The organism is Pedobacter soli (genome assembly GCF_900101435.1).
In the GTDB taxonomy this organism is placed as follows: domain Bacteria; phylum Bacteroidota; class Bacteroidia; order Sphingobacteriales; family Sphingobacteriaceae; genus Pedobacter; species Pedobacter soli.
In genome coordinates this window covers 177,613-198,473 of sequence record NZ_FMZH01000009.1, presented here as the reverse complement: position 1 = coordinate 198,473, position 20,861 = coordinate 177,613, and the positions used below count along the sequence as shown (strand labels likewise).

General features: G+C 39.3%; 20 protein-coding genes. 9 read left to right on the top strand and 11 right to left on the bottom strand.

Going from position 1 to position 20,861, the window contains the following annotated elements:
• Positions 1-237 precede the first annotated feature (237 nt).
• Together BLR37_RS18890 and BLR37_RS18885 are read left to right on the top strand one after the other, a co-directional pair.
• Positions 238-1,572, top strand: coding sequence for an NAD(P)/FAD-dependent oxidoreductase (locus BLR37_RS18890; protein WP_090771296.1), 1,335 nt, complete (start codon positions 238-240; stop codon positions 1,570-1,572).
• A 293-nt stretch (positions 1,573-1,865) separates the two neighbouring features.
• A complete protein-coding gene (locus BLR37_RS18885) occupies positions 1,866-2,726 on the top strand; it encodes a hydroxymethylglutaryl-CoA lyase (protein ID WP_090771294.1) in 861 nt (286 codons plus the stop codon).
• Between the two features lie 83 nt (positions 2,727-2,809).
• Here the strand turns inward: BLR37_RS18885 and BLR37_RS18880 are convergent, their stop codons facing one another.
• The 4 genes from BLR37_RS18880 to fbaA all read right to left on the bottom strand — a co-directional run bounded on the left by BLR37_RS18880 (position 2,810) and on the right by fbaA (position 5,674).
• Complete coding sequence (locus tag BLR37_RS18880) at positions 2,810-3,514, bottom strand: energy transducer TonB (RefSeq protein ID WP_090771292.1); 705 nt, start codon at positions 3,512-3,514, stop codon at positions 2,810-2,812.
• 37 nt (positions 3,515-3,551) lie between these two features.
• Positions 3,552-3,974: a GNAT family N-acetyltransferase gene (locus BLR37_RS18875; protein WP_090771290.1), complete on the bottom strand. Its 423-nt coding sequence runs from the start codon at positions 3,972-3,974 to the stop codon at positions 3,552-3,554.
• The gene (locus tag BLR37_RS18870; RefSeq protein WP_090771288.1) at positions 3,949-4,455 is read right to left on the bottom strand and encodes a low affinity iron permease family protein; all 507 of its coding nucleotides are present in this window, start codon (positions 4,453-4,455) and stop codon (positions 3,949-3,951) included. Before BLR37_RS18870 ends, BLR37_RS18875 begins: the two co-directional genes overlap by 26 nt.
• 139 nt (positions 4,456-4,594) lie before the next feature.
• The gene (fbaA, locus tag BLR37_RS18865) at positions 4,595-5,674 is read right to left on the bottom strand and encodes a class II fructose-bisphosphate aldolase (protein WP_090771287.1); all 1,080 of its coding nucleotides are present in this window, start codon (positions 5,672-5,674) and stop codon (positions 4,595-4,597) included.
• 395 nt (positions 5,675-6,069) lie between these two features.
• Between fbaA and accD the strand changes: the two genes are divergently transcribed.
• The 3 genes from accD (at position 6,070) to BLR37_RS18850 (ending at position 9,465) form a co-directional block, all read left to right on the top strand.
• Entirely contained in the window at positions 6,070-6,915 is an 846-nt protein-coding gene (gene accD / locus BLR37_RS18860; RefSeq protein ID WP_090771285.1) for an acetyl-CoA carboxylase, carboxyltransferase subunit beta, read from the top strand.
• Positions 6,916-7,241: 326 nt separating this feature from the next.
• A complete protein-coding gene (locus BLR37_RS18855; RefSeq protein WP_090771283.1) occupies positions 7,242-7,706 on the top strand; it encodes a YciI family protein in 465 nt (154 codons plus the stop codon).
• Between the two features lie 211 nt (positions 7,707-7,917).
• Positions 7,918-9,465, top strand: coding sequence for a M20/M25/M40 family metallo-hydrolase (locus tag BLR37_RS18850; RefSeq protein WP_090771281.1), 1,548 nt, complete (start codon positions 7,918-7,920; stop codon positions 9,463-9,465).
• A 132-nt stretch (positions 9,466-9,597) separates the two neighbouring features.
• On the opposite strand, the gene BLR37_RS18845 is transcribed toward BLR37_RS18850, so the two are convergent.
• The 6 genes from BLR37_RS18845 to glmM all read right to left on the bottom strand — a co-directional run bounded on the left by BLR37_RS18845 (position 9,598) and on the right by glmM (position 17,449).
• Positions 9,598-10,602: a cytochrome d ubiquinol oxidase subunit II gene (locus BLR37_RS18845; RefSeq protein WP_090771279.1), complete on the bottom strand. Its 1,005-nt coding sequence runs from the start codon at positions 10,600-10,602 to the stop codon at positions 9,598-9,600.
• A gap of 348 nt (positions 10,603-10,950) precedes the next feature.
• Positions 10,951-12,270 carry a cytochrome ubiquinol oxidase subunit I gene (locus tag BLR37_RS18840; protein ID WP_090771277.1) on the bottom strand — a complete coding sequence of 440 codons (1,320 nt, stop codon included), beginning with the start codon at positions 12,268-12,270 and terminating at the stop codon, positions 10,951-10,953.
• Between the two features lie 266 nt (positions 12,271-12,536).
• A complete protein-coding gene (locus tag BLR37_RS18835) occupies positions 12,537-13,436 on the bottom strand; it encodes an MBL fold metallo-hydrolase (RefSeq protein ID WP_090771391.1) in 900 nt (299 codons plus the stop codon).
• A gap of 80 nt (positions 13,437-13,516) precedes the next feature.
• Positions 13,517-13,720, bottom strand: a complete 204-nt coding sequence (locus tag BLR37_RS18830; RefSeq protein ID WP_090771276.1) for a hypothetical protein — start codon at positions 13,718-13,720, stop codon at positions 13,517-13,519.
• Between the two features lie 1,050 nt (positions 13,721-14,770).
• Positions 14,771-15,919 carry a cysteine desulfurase family protein gene (locus tag BLR37_RS18820; RefSeq protein WP_090771272.1) on the bottom strand — a complete coding sequence of 383 codons (1,149 nt, stop codon included), beginning with the start codon at positions 15,917-15,919 and terminating at the stop codon, positions 14,771-14,773.
• Between the two features lie 144 nt (positions 15,920-16,063).
• A complete protein-coding gene (gene glmM / locus BLR37_RS18815) occupies positions 16,064-17,449 on the bottom strand; it encodes a phosphoglucosamine mutase (protein WP_090771270.1) in 1,386 nt (461 codons plus the stop codon).
• A 355-nt stretch (positions 17,450-17,804) separates the two neighbouring features.
• Between glmM and BLR37_RS18810 the strand changes: the two genes are divergently transcribed.
• The 4 genes from BLR37_RS18810 (at position 17,805) to BLR37_RS18795 (ending at position 20,567) form a co-directional block, all read left to right on the top strand.
• On the top strand, positions 17,805-18,536 hold the full coding sequence (locus BLR37_RS18810) for a class I SAM-dependent methyltransferase (protein WP_090771268.1): 732 nt from the start codon (positions 17,805-17,807) through the stop codon (positions 18,534-18,536).
• Entirely contained in the window at positions 18,533-19,096 is a 564-nt protein-coding gene (locus BLR37_RS18805; protein ID WP_090771266.1) for a phosphatase PAP2 family protein, read from the top strand. Before BLR37_RS18810 ends, BLR37_RS18805 begins: the two co-directional genes overlap by 4 nt.
• Positions 19,097-19,099: 3 nt before the next feature.
• Positions 19,100-19,816, top strand: a complete 717-nt coding sequence (locus BLR37_RS18800; RefSeq protein ID WP_039480117.1) for a ZIP family metal transporter — start codon at positions 19,100-19,102, stop codon at positions 19,814-19,816.
• 151 nt (positions 19,817-19,967) lie between these two features.
• Complete coding sequence (locus BLR37_RS18795; RefSeq protein WP_090771264.1) at positions 19,968-20,567, top strand: Uma2 family endonuclease; 600 nt, start codon at positions 19,968-19,970, stop codon at positions 20,565-20,567.
• A gap of 108 nt (positions 20,568-20,675) precedes the next feature.
• Here the strand turns inward: BLR37_RS18795 and BLR37_RS25420 are convergent, their stop codons facing one another.
• Entirely contained in the window at positions 20,676-20,819 is a 144-nt protein-coding gene (locus BLR37_RS25420) for a C1orf53 family protein (protein WP_167356647.1), read from the bottom strand.
• Between the last annotated feature and the right edge of the window lie 42 nt (positions 20,820-20,861).

Genomic DNA, 20,861 nt, shown 5'->3' with positions numbered 1-20,861 from the left:
AGATCTTGTGGTTCTTCGGTTCCGATAGTCCTGCTGTCCGTTTTATTTCGCTACGCTCCATGCTCACTCCCATCAGGTTTATTTAACCCGGGGCAGTACATAAAACCTTCAAAAACCCACCTTCGTCATTGTAGCGTTATATCTCTAACAAAACAGAAATTAGCACTGACAAAACCCTGTTTTCTAAACCTTTTGGCCATCTTTTTGTTACATTAGCAGCAGATAAACCGATAGAAAATGGATTTACAACTTCCTAAAAGCGAATACCCCAGAGTAGTTATTGTTGGCGGCGGATTTGGTGGAATTGAATTAGCTAAACGTTTAAAAAACAAACCTTTTCAGGTAGTCATGCTCGATAAGCATAACTACCACACCTTTCAGCCTTTATTGTATCAGGTGGCAACCGGTGGTCTAGAAGCCGATTCGATTGCTTTTCCGCTCCGCAAAATTTTTAAAGGACAAAAGAATTTAATTTTCAGGGTAACTAAGGTCACCGCTGTTAACTCAGCCGAAAATTGCCTCGAAACCGATATCGGTAAGGTGAGCTACGATTACCTGGTGCTGGCCACTGGTTCTACCAGCAATTTCTTCGGCAACAAGGAAATTGAATCCAATTCTATGCCCATGAAATCTATCCCCGAAGCACTTGATTTGAGAAGCTTGATTTTACAGAATTTCGAAAAATCGCTGATCGAAAAAGATTTAGATAAAAAGAGTGCACTCTTAAACTTCGTAGTGGTGGGTGGTGGTCCAACAGGTGTAGAAACCTCTGGAGCCATTGCAGAGCTTAAAAAGCATGTTATACCCAACGATTATCCCGAAATGGATGTGAACAAGGTAAATATCTATCTCATCGAAAATTCGCCCGAGCTATTGGGCGTAATGTCGCCACAGGCACAACAAAAATCGAAAGATTTCCTGACCGATATGGGTGTGCAGGTAATGAACGAAACCCGTGTATTGGGTTACGACGGACATACCCTTACTTTACAGGATAAAGCCCCTATTTTAAGCTCAACCGTAATCTGGAGTGCCGGCGTTAAAGGTCAGGTAATAAACGGACTTGATAAAGCCGAAATTGTACGCGGTGGCCGCTTAAAAACCGATACCCAGAACCTGATTGTAGGTTATCCGAATATTTATGCCATTGGCGACGTAGCTGCCATAATTGACGAAGAAACACCAAATGGTCACCCAGGAGTTGCGCCCGCAGCCATTCAGCAAGGGCATCACCTGGCTAAAAACCTGATCAATATTGTAGAAAACAAACCTTTAGAAAAGTTTAAATATTTCGATAAAGGCTCTATGGCAACTGTAGGTAGAAATAAAGCAGTTGTTGATATTGGTAAAATCCGCTTTCAGGGCGTTTTTGCCTGGTTTACCTGGATGTTTGTGCACCTCATGACTCTAGTGGGCTTCCGCAATAAGATTATTGTTTTTGTAAACTGGATCTGGAGTTATTTTAGCTACGATAGAGGCACCCGTTTAATTATCAGAACTTTCGCCAAAGACCGCAGTGTAGATTACCGCGAGGAGGCACCTCCCGTAAAAGAGGTTAAGGCAGTGCAGTAGTTTATTTGTCATTGGTTCATTGGTCATTAGTTAATTGGTTGATAGTTCATAGCCAAACCTAATTGAAAATTGGTCTTTGGTAATTGATAATTAAAAACTGCAAATACATTTGTCACCCTGAGCGTAGTCGAAGGGCGGTTCAGTTACCCGCTTGTATTATCCAACTGAAAATTGATTTTTGATCATTGGCAACTGAAAACTGCAAACTGATAACTGATCAACTACCCCTATGCTCTATGCCCCATGCTTCTTTTTACCAAAAACTTTCCCCAACTTGCGCTTAAACCAAAAATATGAGCCAAAACCAATTTAAGTTAGTTGAATGTCCCCGCGATGCGATGCAGGGCCTACACAATTTTATACCTACCGGGTTAAAAACCGAATACCTCAATTTATTATTACAGGTAGGTTTTGATACGCTCGATTTTGGAAGTTTCGTTTCACCAAAGGCTATTCCGCAAATGGCTGATACTGCAGAAGTATTGGCTAACCTCGATTTAAGCGATACAAAAACCAAACTACTGGCCATTGTAGCCAATTTGAGGGGTGTAGAAGCCGCTGTTCAGCATCAGGAGATCAATTACCTTGGTTTTCCTTTTTCTATTTCAGAAACCTTCCAGCAACGCAATACCAACTCCAGCATTGCTCAATCGTTAAATACGGTTGAGGAGATGCTTTCGCTTTGCGTTAAAAACAACAAAGAGGCTGTAGTTTACCTTTCTATGGGTTTTGGTAATCCTTATGGCGATGAGTGGAATTATGAAATTGTAGAGCAATGGGCCGATGTACTCGTAAGCAAAGGCGTAAGCATATTATCTCTGGCCGATACCGTTGGCGTTTCAACACCGGCAAAAATCGAAAGTATACTGCCCAAATTAATTACAAGGTTTAGTAATACCGAAATCGGGGTGCACTTACACTCCACCCCTGCCTTACGTTTCGAGAAAATAGCCGCAGCTTACCACGCTGGCGTAAAAAGAATAGATTCAGCTTTAAAAGGCTTTGGTGGCTGCCCGATGGCTGCCGATGACCTAACCGGTAATATCGCCACCGAAGATGTAATCAGTTTCTTAAATGCACAAGGTGAACACTTAAATCTGGATATGGATAAATGGAATGAAGCAATGGCCTTATCAGGAAGGATATTTGGATAATTTTTTTGACACGGAAACACAAATAAAATAAATTCTGCGACGCAGTGACTCACTATTTTTCCCCGTAACATCCAGAAATGGAACTATAGGTTAAAGTTAAAAGGAAGAGAAAATTTCACATTGATAAATTCACCATTTTGTTTGCCCGGTTCCCATTTCGGCATTAGCTTTACAACCCTTATTGCCTCAGCATCTAATAGCGGATGAACACTTTGTACAATTTCAGGATCAGTAACCTTTCCTTCTTTTGTAACAACAAATCTAACGATGACTTTCCCGGTAATGCCTTCCTTAATTAAAGTCGAGGGATACTTAACTTTTCTGGAAATAAAATCAAATAAAGCCGCTTTACCGCCTGGAAACTGCGGAGCTCTTTCAATAACCGCCTTGGTTGCTTCTCCGGTTGTGCTATTAGTTACATTAACTAATTCTTGTTCTTTTTTTAAATTACCATTTCTATCCCACTCACGTTCCTTAATTACCTCATTATTTTTATAGGTAGACTCAATACGCTTCTGACCATTCTCGTAGTACCAGACAAATTCACCATTTTTAACTTCAGGATCAATAGATGAATAAGTCCCTTCCATTTGTAGAGTTCCGGTGTTGTAAAAATCTTTAACCAAAAATGTTTCTTTTGATTTATTTTTTTCTACAATTCTGTAATAGTATTTATTTGATTTATCCGTTTTAACCCATTTATGATCGAAATAAACAGTATCCATTTTTTGAGCTTTAGCTAAAAAAGCAAGAATAAATAAAAATATCGAGAGTATTAATTTTTTCATTTATAAGGTTTTAAATTGCAAATATAATTCTTAAAAATTAAACCTGCTTCACCATCCTGAAATGCTGAATCCCTGCTTCTTCAAACTGCTCTCCTTCAGCCACAAAGCCAAATTTAGCATACAAACTCATCGCATCTAATTGCGAATTCAGGTAAATATAGTGCGCATCGTCAGGCAAATCAGATAAAGCCTCAGCAATTAACGCACGACCTACCCCATGCCCCCTAAAGTCTTTTAAAACAGCAAAACGCTCCAGTTTATAACCGTTATCCGTTTTACGCCACCTGCAGGCTCCGCAAGGCTGCCCATTGTATGAAGCCAAAAAATGGACCGATTCGTCCTCATGCTCCCACTCCAGCTCTGGCGGGCAGTTTTGCTCCTCTACAAATACAATTTTACGGATGGCAAATGCTTTATCTAAATCTTCGGGATGGTTAATTTTTTGAACTTGCAGACTCATTATCGTGGTGTTTAAAGTGTTTATTCTTTTGTATTTTCAATTCATTAAGCGCAGTGGCCACATCAATAGAATGCGAACAATGAATATCGGTCTCTTTTTTGGCTAATGTAGCCAGCGTAACGTAAAATTTGTGTAACTGATCTAAATCCTTTTCTGTTAAATCTTCAATATCTACCATCCGGTTACTGGCCTTTTCATGCGCGGCAATTAACTCATTTAACTTCAGCTGTATAGCTTTTCCATCCTTGTTTTGTGCCTTTTGGATTAAAAAAACCATTAAGAAAGTAATAATGGTTGTTCCGGTATTGATAACCAGTTGCCAGGTTTCAGAATAATCGAAAACCGGACCGGTTACTGCCCAGAGGATCACAATGGCTGTTGCAGCAATAAATGCGATAGAGCTTCCGGTAAATTTGGTTGCAGCATTGGCAAACCGCTCAAAAAAGTTGTTTTTTTTAGTATCAGCTTTAGATTTTCTCATCACAGATTGTTTGCTTAAATATACCTAAAACAAACAAAAGCGCCATAAGTTTTTATACCTATGGCGCTTTCCTTGTTGCTAAAAAGGTTTTAATGTTGCAATGTTGCAACGTTCCAACGTTAAAACATTTTAACCTAAATTAAAGTTTATCGTTAACGTTAATGCAGTTTAAGTCTTCGAAAGCAACAGTTAAGCGCTTAACGAAAGCTTCTTCAGCCTTACGTAACCATACACGTGGATCGTAATATTTTTTATTTGGCTTATCATCACCTTCAGGGTTACCAATCTGGCCTTGTAAATAAGCTTCATTCTTTTTGTAATATTCTAAAATACCTTCCCAGAATGCCCATTGCATATCCGTATCGATATTCATTTTAATGGCGCCATAAGAAATGGCTTCTCTGATTTCTTCCTGAGATGAACCAGAACCACCGTGGAATACGAAGTTAATTGGTTTCTCTGCAGTTAAGCTGAATTTTTCTTTGATGAAATCCTGAGAGTTTTTCAAAATTACCGGTTGCAATTTAACGTTACCTGGTTTATAAACACCGTGTACGTTACCAAAAGCAGCAGCAACAGTAAAGCGCGGAGAAACTTTGCTCAATTCTTCGTAAGCATAAGCAACTTCACTTGGTTGCGTATATAATTTAGAGCTGTCTACATCGCTGTTATCCACACCATCTTCCTCACCACCAGTTACACCAAGCTCGATTTCGATAGTCATGTTCATTTTAGCCATGCGTGCTAAATATTTAGCAGAAATTTCCATGTTTTCTTCAATCGACTCTTCCGATAAATCTAACATGTGAGATGAAAACAAAGGTTTTCCGGTTTCAGCGAAGAATTTTTCACCGTGATCCAATAATCCATCAATCCATGGCAATAATTTTTTAGCTGCATGGTCGGTATGTAATACCACAGCAACACCATAATGCTCTGCCAATAAATGTACATGTTTAGCTGCCGATACAGCACCTAAAATACATGCCTGCAATTTCTCGTTATCTAAAGATTTACCAGCATAAAACTGTGCACCTCCATTAGATAATTGAATCATAACAGGCGAATTTACTGCCTTCGCAGTTTCCATTACCGCATTTACCGTATTGGTACCGGTAACGTTTACTGCTGGTAAAGCAAACTGATGTTTTTTAGCCTGCTCAAACAATTCTTGAACGGCATCTCCGTAAATTACGCCTTTGTAGCCTTTTAAACTCATTTCTTGTTAATTTTATTAAGTCCGAAGTTATAAAAAAAAATAACATTCCAAGCTTTTATAGCAACAGAATTATTTGCCTGACAGCAAAATAAGGCCTGTTTAGTGTAAAAAACACATTATCCTTAGTGTAAAAAAGACACACTTAAAGAAATAACCAATATTTCAATATCCAATTTTCAAACGCCAGGCTAAAATAAAAGTGACAGATAAAATGTTAAGAATGCTTTATCGCAACCCATCAGAGCTGTTTCGTGAGCTTAAAAGCTTTATTCCCATTAGGTGTACCGCTAATTAATTTGATAAAATTGATCGGCTTATTGGAATTTGCTTATGGGTAATTGATAAAGTTGATGATATTTTTCGTTTCTTTGCAATCCAATTCTTCAAAAAATTATATGGCTTGGTTTAAGAGAGAAAAAAAAGGTATCATTACCACAACCGAAGAGAAAAAAGAAGCACCGGATGGTTTGTGGAATAAATGTCCAAATTGTAAAAAACCGCTACATCAGGCAGAACTTCAGGAAAACAAATACGTTTGCCACTACTGCGATTACCACCTGAGAGTAGGCTCAAAAGAATATTTCGAGGTTTTATTTGATGATAACGAGTTTAAAGAGCTGTTCCCTGACCTAACATCAGGCGACCCTTTAAAATTTAACGACAATAAACCTTACACCGATAGAATTAAAGAAAGCCAAGCTAAAACCGGCTTAAAAGATGCCATCCGCGCTGGTGTTGGTAAAATAGAAGGTCAGGATATCGTTATCGCCTGTATGGATTTTGCATTCATCGGCGGTTCAATGGGCTCGGTAGTAGGCGAAAAAATTGCCCGTTCTATCGATTACAGCATCAAACACAAAGTGCCTTTCCTCATGATTTCTAAATCAGGTGGTGCACGGATGATGGAGGCTGCATTTTCACTGATGCAAATGGCTAAAACATCGGCTAAACTGGCCTTGTTAGGTCAGGCTAAAGTTCCTTACATTTCTTTATTAACCGATCCAACAACTGGTGGTGTTACCGCTTCTTATGCCATGTTGGGCGATATTAACATTGCCGAACCAGGCTCGTTAATCGGTTTTGCAGGCCCAAGGGTAATTAAAGAAACCATTAAAAAAGATTTACCTAAAGGTTTCCAAACTTCAGAATTCGTTCTGGAGCACGGTTTCCTCGATTTCATTGTAGATAGAAGAGCCATGAAAGCTAAATTAGGCGCTTTTATTAAAATGATGAACAATTAAAATTGGTTAAGTAGCTCATTGGTCATTAGTTCATTAGTACAAATAAACTAATCAACAAATGACTAATGAACAAATAAACTATAATAAGAAAAGCAGGGTTTGAAGTACTTCGGTGACTTCAGTCCTGCTTTTCGCTTTATTACGCTACACTCCATGTTCACGGCATCCGATAGCTATCGGATCAGGTTTATTTTACAGTAGCCTGCGGTAAATTTGAAAAGGTAGTTCCTGCAATAGGCATTAAACCACCACCCCCTACGCTCTCCCTCCAAAGGAGGGGAATATCATAATTTTTCTTATTTTTAAACTAACCAAACCACAACAACATGAAAAAACTCTTACTCGCCATTTGCCTTAGCGCAGCTACGCTGGCTGTGGCCGCACAAGATAAAAAAGCCAAAGTGCCTTATGATGAAGCGCTGGCAAAAAAACTCGGTGCCGACGATTATGGCATGAAAATGTACATTATGGTAATCCTGAAATCGGGCACCAATACAACCGAAACCAAAGCTAAAACCGACAGTCTTTTTGCCGGGCACATGGCCAACATGGATAAAATGGTAGCCCTAAATAAACTGGTAGTTGCCGGACCTATGGGCAAAAACGACAAAAATTACCGCGGTATTTTTATTTTAAACACCAAATCGATGGATGAGGCTAAACAATTGTTAGAAAACGATCCGGCAATTAAAGCGAAAGTACTCGAACCCGAACTTTACAACTGGTATGGCTCTGCAGCGCTATCAGAATATTTGCCTTTTCATGATAAGGTACAAAAGAAAAGCTTTTAGTTAGTCGTGAGGTCAGATGTTTATCCTAAGGTTGGTGGCTCACCAACCTCAGTCCATATCTCAATTATATATCCTTTGCCTAAGCGCTAACAAACCAAGCGGAAAAGATTGCCACGGCGATGACGATCCTATTTACTGCAACATTTCCATTAACATCCCCAAATCCTGCCCTTATTTCATAAATTCGTTTATCCATTAACTAAAACTTATTATGAATAAAAAACTACTCTTTTCTGCGCTATTGCTATGCGCTTCGGTCAGTGTTTTTGCACAAGACAAAAAAGTAATCGACAATATTGTTAAAGAAGTAAACGAAAACTCGCAGCTGGAAAAACTTGCGCACGAATTATTGGATGTGGTAGGTCCGCGTTTGGTAGGTTCGCCACAAATGAAACAAGCTAACGACTGGGCAGTAAAAAAATATAGCGACTGGGGCATTTCGGCCAAAAACGAAAAATGGGGCGAATGGGCTGGCTGGGAAAGAGGCATTACCCATATTGATCTGGTAAGTCCGCGCGTGAGAACCCTGGAGGGAACACAATTGGCCTGGAGCCCCTCAACCAACGGCAAAGCCATCAATGCCGAAGCCATTATCCTGCCCGAAATTACCGATTCGGTAGCTTTCCAGAAATGGTTACCCAACGTAAACGGCAAAATTGTATTAATTTCTATGAACCAGCTTTCGGGCAGGCCAGAAAAAAACTGGGAAGAATTTGCTACGAAAGATTTATTCGAAAAGTTTAAAAAACAAAAGGCCGATGCGGCTAAAGCATTTGCTGCCGGCATAGCCAAAACAGGTTATAACGCTAAAACCTTACCTGTAGCTTTAGAAAATGCAGGAGCAGTTGCTGTTATCATCAACAACTGGTCGCAAGGTTTTGGGGTTGATAAAATTTTCGGTGCCAACACTACTAAAGTACCTACTTTAGATTTATCGGTAGAAGATTATGGTCTGGTTTACCGTTTAGCGCTAAATGGCAACAAACCAATGCTTAAAATCGAATCGGAATCTAAAAAACTAGGTGCTGTACCAACCTTTAACACCATTGCTGAGCTAAAAAGTAAGCAAAAGCCGAACGAATATGTTATGCTTTCGGCGCACTTCGATTCGTGGGATGGCGCAAGTGGCGCAACTGATAATGGATCAGGCACCATTTTAATGATGGAAGCCATGCGTATTTTAAAGAAATTTTATCCTAATCCTAAGCGCACCATTCTTGTAGGTCATTGGGGTAGCGAAGAGCAGGGCTTAAACGGATCGAGGGCTTTTGTAGAAGATCATCCTGAAATTGTAAATAACCTACAGGCTTTATTTAACCAGGATAATGGTACAGGCCGCGTGGTTAACATTGGCGGACAAGGTTTTGCCAAATCGAAAGATTACATTACCCGCTGGTTAGCTGCTGTACCAGACACTATTAAAAATCAGATTAAAACCAGTTTCCCTGGAATGCCAGGTGCCGGAGGATCTGATTTTGCATCTTTTGTAGCTGCTGGTGCTTTAGGTTATTCGCTAAGCTCTACCAGCTGGGATTACGGCACTTATACCTGGCATACCAATCGCGATAGTTACGATAAATTGGTTTTCGACGAGATTAGAAGCAACGTAATTTTAGCTGCCATTATGGTGTATATGGCGTGCGAAGATCCGGAAAGAACCTCAAACGAAAAAGCTACCGATTTACCGGTAAACGAACGTACGGGCAAACCAGCCGCATGGCCGGTGCCAACTAAATCGAACCGGAAAGGCGGTTTGTAATCGATCAGTTAAATAGATTTTAAAGGAGCATTTGGAAACAGATGCTCTTTTTTATTAAATACTGTCATGCTGAGGCACGAAGCATCTGTTTCATCGGTTGCAGATGCTTCGTGCCTCAGCATGACAAAATCTCTACTCTTCTTTCTTCTGAAACTTATAAAACAAGTACCCTAAAAAAGGTAAAATAAGCACACTGCCCAGTAAAAGTGCCAAACCTAAACTATAAATGGTTTTTTCAGGCCCAACAGTTGTTAAAAGTGAAATGGCATCTCCGCTTTTTAAACGGATAAAATTCGGAAAGTGGGCATAACTAATCGCCAGGAGGATCATCGTTACCTGGAAGCCCGCCAAAATGCGTAATACCTTGGTTTTACCTTTAATCAACAGGTACCACAACAGTACAAGTGATAAACTGGCCAGAACAATGGCCCATAAGCCAACACTGCTTTTAAAAACCCAATCGATTAACGGAATCTTATCTCTTTGCGCAGCAATAAATACCATGGCGCCAAAAACAACTGCTGCTACGTTCATTACTTCGGCTTTTTTAATAAAGCGTTTCTTATCGTGTGCTTCTTTTGTTTCACCAATGAGGTAGATGGCTGCTAAGAAACCGCAGAGCGCTACCGTAAATAAGCCCACAGCAATAGAAAACCAGTTTAGCCAGCCTGAGATATAGGCAGTATAAAAATCTGTTGCCTGTGTATCAATATGTCCAGAAATCAGACTTCCGGCTATAATCCCCAGAAACAAAGCAGTAACGAAGCTGGAATACCTGAAAATGCGGTTGTACAACCATTGCATATCGTCTTTAACAGCATCGTAATGGCGAAAAACAAATGCTGTACCACGTGCAATAATACCAATTAACATAATGGCCAGCGGAATATGCAGGTAAACCGACATGGTGGTATAAATAAACGGGAAGCCTACAAAAAGGATTACAATGGCAATAATGAGCCACATGTGGTTGGCTTCCCAAACCGGACCAATGGCCTGATACATGGTTTTACGGGTTTTACTTCGGTTCTTGGTCGAAGTAAACAGTTCGATAATTCCTGCACCAAAATCGGCTCCCCCCAATAAAAAGTAGAGCAGAATGGCTATGCATAAAAAGGTAATTACAACGTCTTTCATCATCTATTTTTTTTGCCACAGATTACACAGGGTTAATTTATTTTTTTGCCACAGATGGGCACAGATTAACACGGATTATTAAAGTTGTTGAGCAACATGCCCAAAAATTTTTATCTGTGTCTATCCTATTCATCTGTGGTTAATTTATTTCTTTGTCACAGATGGACACAGATTAACACAGATTTTTAAAGCTGTTGATCAACATGTCCAAAAATTTTTATCTGTGTCTATCCTATTCATCTGTGGTTAATTTATTTCTTTGCCACAGATGCGCACAGATTAACACAGATTTTAAACCACCGGGTTTTATATTTTTATCTGTGTTCATCTTTTTTATCTGTGGTTAATTTATTTTGATTCGGTTTTAGCATACAATACAGGCACCATTTTAATCTGCCGGTAAAGTAAAAAGGTTACAATAATGCTCAGCGAAAAATAAATAGCCGAGAAAATGTAAAAGGAATATGCAATACCAGGCATCGGTGTAACGGCATCTTTGGTGCGCATAATGCCATAAATGATCCAGGGTTGGCGTCCAACCTCTGTAACTACCCAACCGGCCTCTAATGCAACGTAACCCAGCGGTATGGCCATTACGAAAAGTTTTAGCAACCAGGGTTGTTCTAATAACGGTTTCCTTTTAATCAGATTAAAAAAGTACACCAGTGCAATCAGCATGAGCAAAGTACCAATCCCTACCATAATTTGAAAAGCGTAATGTGTTACTGCTACTGGCGGATGTTCATTTTCCGGAATCTGGTCTAAACCTTTCACCTCAGCACCGAAATCGCCATGGGCCAGGAAACTTAATGCCCCGGGAATTTTGATTGCACCACTAATCGTTTTATCCTGCTCGTTCACAATGCCACCAATTAGCAGTGGCGCAGGTTTTTCAGTTTTATAAAGCGCTTCCATGGCGGCAAGTTTGGCCGGCTGCCTTCTAGCAACATCCTTAGCAGAAATATCGCCGCTTAAAGGTTGCAGCAAAGCACCAATGCAGGCAAAAACTGCTGCAATTTTAAAGGCTTTTAAATGAAACTCACGATTCCTGTCACGTAATATCATTAACGCATGCACGCCCGCTACCGCAAAGCCTGTGGCTGTAAATGCGGCCAAACACATGTGCAGTGCCTGCGAAAACCAGGCTTTATTAAACATGGCCTGGATGGGATCAATATTTAAATACTGGCCATTGGCAAAATCGAAACCTGCCGGACTATTCATCCAGGCATTTGCAGCCACCACCAGGATCCCTGAAGCCAATCCGCTAACCCCAACCACCATACCAGTAAACCAATGGAACCACTTATTCAGCTTATTCCAGCCGTATAAGAAAAAGCCTAAAGCAATGGCCTCGATAAAAAACGCAGTTCCTTCTAACGAAAAAGGCATCCCGAAAATTGGTCCGGCATGATCCATAAATTTAGGCCAGAGCAATCCCAGCTCAAAAGAGAGCATGGTGCCCGAAACCGCACCAGTGGCAAAAAAGATGGCTACACCTTTGCTCCAGGCTTTGGTGAGGTTTTTATACACCTCATTATTTGTTTTTAACCATTTGTAGTGCGATACTGCCATAAAAAATGGCATCACCATACCGATGCACGAAAAAATAATGTGAAAGCCCAGAGACAGGGCCATTTGGGAGCGGGCTGCGATAAAATCATCCATATCTGATGTTCGATTTTGTGTAACACAAATATAGCAGATAAGGGTATAGTTAGGTCAGATTAGCAAGCCTTGTTTAGAATTATTTTAAATATAGAATGTTTATAAATTGAAAATAGATTTGGAGGTGTTATATGATCGAAATTATCAAATACTGATTAATTATAAAAAAATCGGATTTTTACATGGAGCGAAGTGAATGAAACGTCTTTAATCAGATTTCTCGACTTCGTTGCACTTCGCTCGAAATGACGATTCGTACAAGGAGGCTAAACGCCCTTCAATTCATCATAAGCAGCAGTTAAACTCCTTTGTATGCCATCGCCTTGCCATTCGGGTGCACCTGGAATTGTTGTGGCTTTTAAGATCTCATCTTTACTTTTACCGCTTTTAATTTCGGCACCAACAAAGGTTAATAAACTTTGCAGGTAATTTTGATAAGCCTTTACATCGGCCTTATTGCCGGTTACTTTTTCCGGGTCTAAGCTATGCCCCCAGATAAACAGGGTATCATTATCAAACTGACTGGTAATTTTATCCAAAGCAGTAATCCAGTTGCCAATATGTGCACCGTTTTCGCGATCAATGTATGGGAACCTCCGGTTAAAAACTAAATCGCCAACATGCACAATATTCGAGTTTTCGAAATGATAAACGGCATCGCCATTAGTATGGCCGGAGCCATAATAATAAGCACTGATTCGCTCATCGCCTATTTTGGCTTTCCAGCCTGTACCAAAAGTAGTATCGGGCAATAATTGTTTATCGAGATTATTGGCTTTATCAGCTGCCCTTTTCTGGTTAACCAGCGAGTTTTGATGCGCTACCACTTTTTGGGCTAATCCTTTAAAAGCAATGTTACCGGCTGTATGATCGCCATGGTGATGGGTATTAATGAGGTATTTAAAAGGCTTTTCGCCCAGCTTTTTCAGTTCTTCAATTACATGCGGTGCCGAGGTTGGAAACTGAGCATCTACCACCACAAAACCATTGCCTGCATTAAGCCAGCCTATAGTACCGCCCTGCTCGGTAAATATACCTACGTTATTACGCAGAGGCTTAAAATTATAAGCCCGCATTAAATCCTGTTGGGCAAAAACATCTGTTTCATATAAGGCAAGCATGGCCATAGCCAGCGCCGAATGTTTGATGAAGTTTCTTCTTTCCATTTTTATATCCATTAAAAAGCCACTGCAATTGCCGTGGCTTAAATGTAATCAATTTGCCGTATTTTTCCTGTTGACCGGCATTATATTCCTGATCCTGGGGTTGGTCCGGGTTCGTGGCCAGGGCCCAGTGGATTATTTTTACGTTTATTATCTTTAGTAAACAGATTGGTGGTTACCTTCGATGATTTATTTTCATCGAGCGTATCGTGCTCACGCACATCTTCTACTTTTTTATCCAGTAAATCGTTCTCAACAACTTTACCTTTTTCCTTATTTGTTTCCATAGCTCTGTAAATTGATGTACTATAGGAACAAGCAAAAAATCAGATTGTTTTTGGCCAGTTGTTTCAGGAATGTGGTTGCTTTAGTGGTTGGCAGTTGCCAATCAGAGAAACTGGTTGGTGGGCCACCAACCATGGAGTTACAAAATATTGCATAAGCATTTAGTGGTTGGTGCACCACCAACCACGCGAATTTGCAATATAAGCATTTAAGAAGCAGCTGTTTTAAAGCATGGCTCCCGGAAGTTTTCCCAATTCGTGTATACAACCAAAAGAGTGGAATCTCCTTTTGTGTATTTTGTTGAAATGGTGTGATGACTCAAATGAAAATGGTGCCAGGATGAACTTGTAAATGTGTTTCCTGTCGTCATTTAAATTTTCTTCTTCCTTCGCGTTTTTTAGATTTTGGTTGGTTTGGCTCTTTTCCATGACGATATAGATTGTAGAAAACTTGTTAGTTTTCAGGGTTAACGAATTTTAATATCAATGCCTTTTTTGTTCGCTATGGAGCCGCATCAAAAAAGCTATTTTAAAATTTGCTTAACCTTATACCACGGGAATAATGATAAGGTTTCGTTTAGGAACTACAGGTAAAATGGCTTGAATTGCCCTTATTTTAATTAAATATAAGTTTTATTTTTGAGTTTTGCAAGATATTTCTTGCGTTTATAGATTGTTCGACTGCAGAGTTCCAAATCATTTATTCTTTTTGAAAATCAGATACAGTATTGCTTAGGTTTAAACAGCCCTGCTCTCCACTTTACTTCGTGTTCGTTCCGATCAGGTTTAAGTGGCACAGCCTGCAATAATATCAGGGGCTGCAGGATGCCGGAATTTCTATTTGCATTAATCCATCTGACCGCAAATAGCAGTAATAAGGCAGTACCTAAACCTGATTGAAATGGCATTCCGATCCTTCATCGGAATATAATGAAAAGCAGGACTAACGTTAAAATGAAATGCCGGGCTTGCTTTCCAAAAAAATCAGAATACTTTTTAAACAAAAAAAAGTCCCAACTTTCATTGAGACTCTCCTATTTGGTTACGGATATTTTATGCTAGAGCATTTTGCTTCACAACCATTTTTACTTTTTCTATTACATAATCCAGATCTTCTTTAGTAGTATATTTACTAAAAGAAAAACGTACCGACGGGCGGTTTGGATCGGCTTTGATGCCGTTTAACACATGAGAGCCAATGTTAGAGCCCGATGAGCAGGCGCTACCACCTGAGGCACAAATGCCATTGATATCTAAATTGAATAACAACATATCGGCCATATCCATTTCGGGGAACGATACGTTTAATACGGTATACAAACTCTTATCGGCATCAGTTTCGCCGTTAAAAGCAATTCCCGGAATTTCGGCAATCAGTTGTGCTTTAAGATAATCTTTTAAGCCCTGAATATAGGTTTGGTGCTCATCCATTTCTGCATAAGCAATTTCGAGCGCTTTAGCCAAACCAACAATGCCATACACGTTTTCGGTACCACCGCGCATATTACGCTCTTGTGCTCCACCATAAATCATCGGCGGGATTTTAATATTGCTGTTTACATACAAAAAGCCAACGCCTTTTGGTCCGTGTAGTTTGTGTGCGGCACAAACAATAAAATGTGCTTTCAGTTCGCGTACATTGTGACGGTAATGCCCCATGGTTTGCACGGTATCGGCATGGTAAATGGCATTGTATTTTTCGCAGATATCGCCCACTTTAACCATATCGGTTAGAGTACCCAATTCGTTATTGGCATGCATCAACGAAACAAAGCTACGCTCGTTGTTTTGAAGCAGTTCTTCTAAATGGTTGTAATCGATATTCCCTTTTTCGTCGATATTAACGAAACTTAATTTATCGATTTCGCCATTTTTAAGCATGGTATTTAAGGTATGCTCAACCGCGTGGTGCTCTATTTTAGAAGTAATGGCATGTTTAATGCCATAGGCAAAAATACCGCAACGAATAGCTGTATTGTCGGCTTCGGTACCTCCTGAGGTAAAAAATACTTCGGATGGGGATGCATTTAATAAACCTGAAACGGTTTTACGGGCCTTTTCTACCAGCGTTCTCACCTCGCGACCTAATGCATGAATGGCAGATGGGTTACCAAAGTAGTTTTCCATCACGTTTGTCATTTCTGCGATTACCTCCTTATCTAAAGGGGTTGTGGCCGCGTTATCTAAATAGACCCTTTTCATTTTTACGAATAATTAATTAGTTAGTGCATTGTGGGAATTATTGTTGCCAATAATACCCGTTTTATTAGCCGTGATTTAATTTGATTTAAATCACGGCTTTTTACCTCGTTTAGTTTTGATCAAATTGTATTGATCACAAACTGGTTAAAGGTGTAATATTTCTTTTATGTCAGAAATGATCTTGTTTGCCAGATTCTCGGCAATGGTTTCATTTTCTGCTTCACTGTAGATCCTGATGATCGGTTCAGTGTTAGAACGGCGCAAATGTACCCAAGTTTTATCAAATTCTATCTTTAATCCGTCAATTGTGCTATAAGGCTGACTTTTATATTTTTCTTCTACCTGTTTCAATAAATTATCGATATCCATTTCCGGCGTAAGGGTAATTTTATTTTTAGAAATGTGGTATTGCGGATAGCTGGCCCTAAGTACTGAAATAGATTTACCAAACTTAGCTAAATGCGTTAAAAACAAGGCGATACCTACCAAAGCATCTCTACCGTAGTGCGATTCAGGATAAATGATACCACCGTTTCCTTCACCACCGATAATGGCATTGGTGGCTTTCATTTTATTTACCACGTTTACCTCGCCTACTGCCGATGCGTTGTATTCTGCACCTGCTGCCTCAGTAACATCGCGAAGCGCACGGGTTGACGAAAGGTTAGAAACAGTGTTTCCAGGGGTATTTTTTAATACGTAATCGGCTACAGCAACCAGGGTATATTCTTCGCCAAACATGCTGCCATCTTCGTTTACAAAACATAAACGGTCAACATCAGGGTCAACTACAATCCCTAAATCGGCATTTTGTTTTTGAACTTCTTTCGATATTTCGGTTAAATTCTCTGGTAAAGGCTCCGGATTGTGCGGGAAGTGTCCGTCTGGTGTACAATATAATTCTACCACTTTACTTACACCTAAAGCTTTTAATAAAGCTGGGATAAAAATACCACCTGTTGAGTTTACACAATCAATTACGACTTTAAAATCGGCTTTTTTAATGGCTTCTACATCAACCAGTGGCAAAGCCAATACTTTATCAATGTGTTTTTGCAGATAAGTATCGTTTTTAATTACTTTACCTAATTTATCTACATCAGCGAAATCGAAATCAGCGCTTTCAGCAAGATCTAAAACCTCTTTACCATCGGCATCAGAAATAAATTCGCCTTTTGCGTTCAGTAATTTCAAGGCATTCCACTGTTTTGGATTGTGGCTGGCTGTTAAAATAATACCACCACCAGCATTTTCGTCTGGTACGGCTACTTCAACAGTTGGTGTGGTTGATAAACCTAAATCGATTACTTCGATACCCAGGCCCTGCAAGGTTCCAATAACCAGATTGTTCACCATCTCGCCCGAGATACGCGCATCACGGCCTAAAACTATTCTTTTATTGCCTGTTTTGTTTACTACCCAGCTTCCAAAAGCAGCGGTAAATTTCACAATATCAAATGGAGTTAAGCCGTCGCCAGCTCGTCCACCTATGGTTCCTCGTATTCCTGAAATTGATTTTATTAAAGTCACTGTGTATAATTTATTTGAGGTTCAAAAATAGCAAAAAAAACAAAATAGCCAGTATCTCAAGCGCCCTCAAAATGGTTTATTTACATTGATTTTATATCGGTTAATGCGATATATCCGATAGAAATAGCGCGGTTATCAAAATCAAACGTGTGTTCAGTTTTTAAGTCTATTGATAAAAAAATCAGGTGGGTGCAGGTTTTCTTTCCCAAGTCCCCCAAAAAAAATTGCGAATGTAAATCTGTAAGCCAGCGGCTTATTAATTTTTATGCAATAATGTTGCATAAAAGACACCGAAAACTTTAGGAGCGACCACAAAAGCTTATATTTGCAAATTCCAAAACATAAAAGGCTATATATGCAACGCAAGTGGTTTCAATATTGGTTTAATTCGCCATATTATCATATTCTCTACCAGCAAAGGAATGATGCCGAAGCCGAATTTTTTATCGATAACCTTACGCAGTACCTCCAGCCAAATGAGGATGCAAAAATGCTGGATATAGCCTGTGGAAAGGGGCGCCACTCCATTTACCTCAACAAAAAGGGTTTTGATGTTACCGGCATAGATTTATCTGAGCAGAGCATTAAATACGCCAAACAGTTCGAAAACAGCAAACTGCATTTTCTGGTGCACGATATGCGAAGGCTGTTCTACATCAATTATTTTGATATCGCGCTAAACCTGTTTACCAGTTTTGGCTATTTTGATACAGAGAAAGACCATGTAAATGCCTTAAAAACCTTTAGAAAATGCTTAACAGCCAAAGGGATTTTGGTTTTAGATTATTTTAATACCGAAAAAATTATCCGCAATTTAAATTCATGCGAAAGCAAATCGCTTGATGGAATCACTTTTAACATTACCAAAAATGTGGTTGACGGAAAAATTATCAAGAAAATAAATTTCGAAGACAACAAAAAGGTTTACAATTTCGAAGAGCGCGTACAGGCATTTAGTTTTGAAGATTTTGAACGTATGCTAGCCAAAGCGGGAATGGTAATCGAAAAAACCTTTGGCAGCTATGCACTCGATGATTTTAATGAATCGGACTCAGATCGCTTAATTTTAATTTGCAAAAAAGCATGATAGAAAGCATACAACAATTTGATGTAGATTTGTTTTTAAAAATCCACCGCGGACTTTCGAACAGCTTTTTTGACTGGTTAATGCCCTTAATGCGTAACCGTTTTTTTTGGTCGCCATTATACCTTTTTATCGTAGTTTTTTGCATCAAGCAATATAAAAAACAGGGCTACTATATCATTGGAATGGTACTTTTTACCTTTGCCATGGGCGATTTAATTGCTTCGAGGGTGGTAAAACCTTTAGTTTCGAGGGTGCGCCCCTGTAACGATATGAGCCTGGCCAACGAGATTATACACCGTGTACCTTGTGGCAGCGGACTAAGCTTTCCTTCGGCCCATGCTACCAACCATTTTGCCATTGCAGTATTTTTAATCTGCCTTTTTTACAGTCGCTGGAAACCCATTTTACCAATCGGAATATTCTGGGCCTTTATTATCAGTTTTGCACAGGTATACGTAGGCGTGCACTACCCTGTTGATGTAACAACTGGTGCTTTTTTAGGGATAACCATTGGCCTAATTTGTTCGAGAATATTTAAAAAATTACAACCTGATTTTTAACCTATGGAAATCTGGAAACTCTGTGTACTCTTCTTTTGCGCCTTTTTAGGTGGAACGGCCATTTTTTTAGTTAAAAGTGATAAATCGAAACTGCTCAAGCTCATTTTATCTTTTAGCGGCGCGTATTTATTTGCCATTACGGTTTTGCATCTGATCCCCGATGCTTACAGCGGGCCGGATAAAGCGCAAATTGGTATTTTTATTCTGGTGGGGTTCCTTTTACAGGTTTTCTTAGAACAATTTTCGGAAGGTGTAGAGCATGGCCATATCCATAAACACCACGACGGGCATGTTTTCCCGTTCGGGATTATGATTAGCCTTTGCCTGCATGCATTTTTAGAAGGAATGCCGCTAGCAAAAGAACAGCATAACGAACTTATTTTTGGTATTTCTTTACACCATATCCCGGCTGCATTTGCTTTAGCGAGCATTTTAATGCAAAACCACTTTAAAAAGAGCAGTATCCTGTTATACCTGATCATTTTCGCGGTAATGGCTCCGCTTGGCTTTTATGTAAGCGTAGGCCTCAGCAACGGAAGTATTGGTGGAGTAGATGCTTATTTTAACAAAATTATGGGCATTGTAATTGGTATCTTCCTGCATATTTCTACCACTATCCTATTCGAATCGAGTGCCGATCATAAAATTAACACCCGTAAAATGATTGCTGTATTATTGGGAATTGGAGTAGCCTTGATCGGCTTCTTCGCCGGGCATTAGATCAGTTTTCCAGTTGACAGTTTTCAGTTTTCAGTTGAGCAATTTAAACAATTGCTTAGCCATTTTCGGGTAATCAGCCCCTACAGCCGGTTTTAAACGTTTATAATCGTTTAAATTTATAGTATCTGGTCAGAATGAATTAAATTCGTGTATGGAAAACATTGTAAATGAACCTGCTGTAGCGTATCATAAAAGACATTATACGGTTGAAGAATATCTGGCAATGGAAAAACCATCGACGGTGAAACATGAATATTATCAAGGTGAGATATTTGCCATGTCGGGTGCCGGACTTAATCACAATAAAATTTTTAGTAATGTTTTTATAGAATTGGGTAACAGACTAAAGAACAAGTCCTGCAGACCTTACGGAAGTGATATGCGAATGAATATTCCAGAGAACACCTTATTCACCTATCCTGATATTTCTATTTATTGCAACGGTTTACAGCATAGCAATCTTGATGAAGAAACCTTTATTTCTCCAACAGTGATTATTGAAATCCTATCCCCTTCAACCAAACATTACGACAGGGGCAAAAAATTTAACCTTTATAAAGATATTCCATCATTACAAGAATACATTATGATTGATTCTGAATCAATTTCAGTAGAGGCATATCACATTAATGAAGCAAAAAACTGGACGCTAAATGAACACAAAGAAATTTCTGATACCCTAACCTTTGTTTCGATGGGATTTGATGTAGCTTTAGCTGATATTTATGAGCGTGTGCAGTTTAACGTATAGTAGCTAAAAAGAAGTCAAGTTTGCGCTCCTTTTATACACAAAGTAATATTAAAACTTGACTTCTTTAAGCTTAACTGCAAACTGCCTACTGCAAATTGCTAAACTTAATCACTTCTTCTCTTTCTGCTTCCCAAAACTCCAGGGACAGTGTTTGCACTTGTTTTTACAGCAATAACCACGCTTTAAATGATACGCTTCGGTAAAAACCATTAAACCTGCTTCGTTAAAATAAAAGTCTTCGCCTTCCTTCATGCTTAGTTTTGAATGGTTGAATGTTCATTTGATTTTTTGATA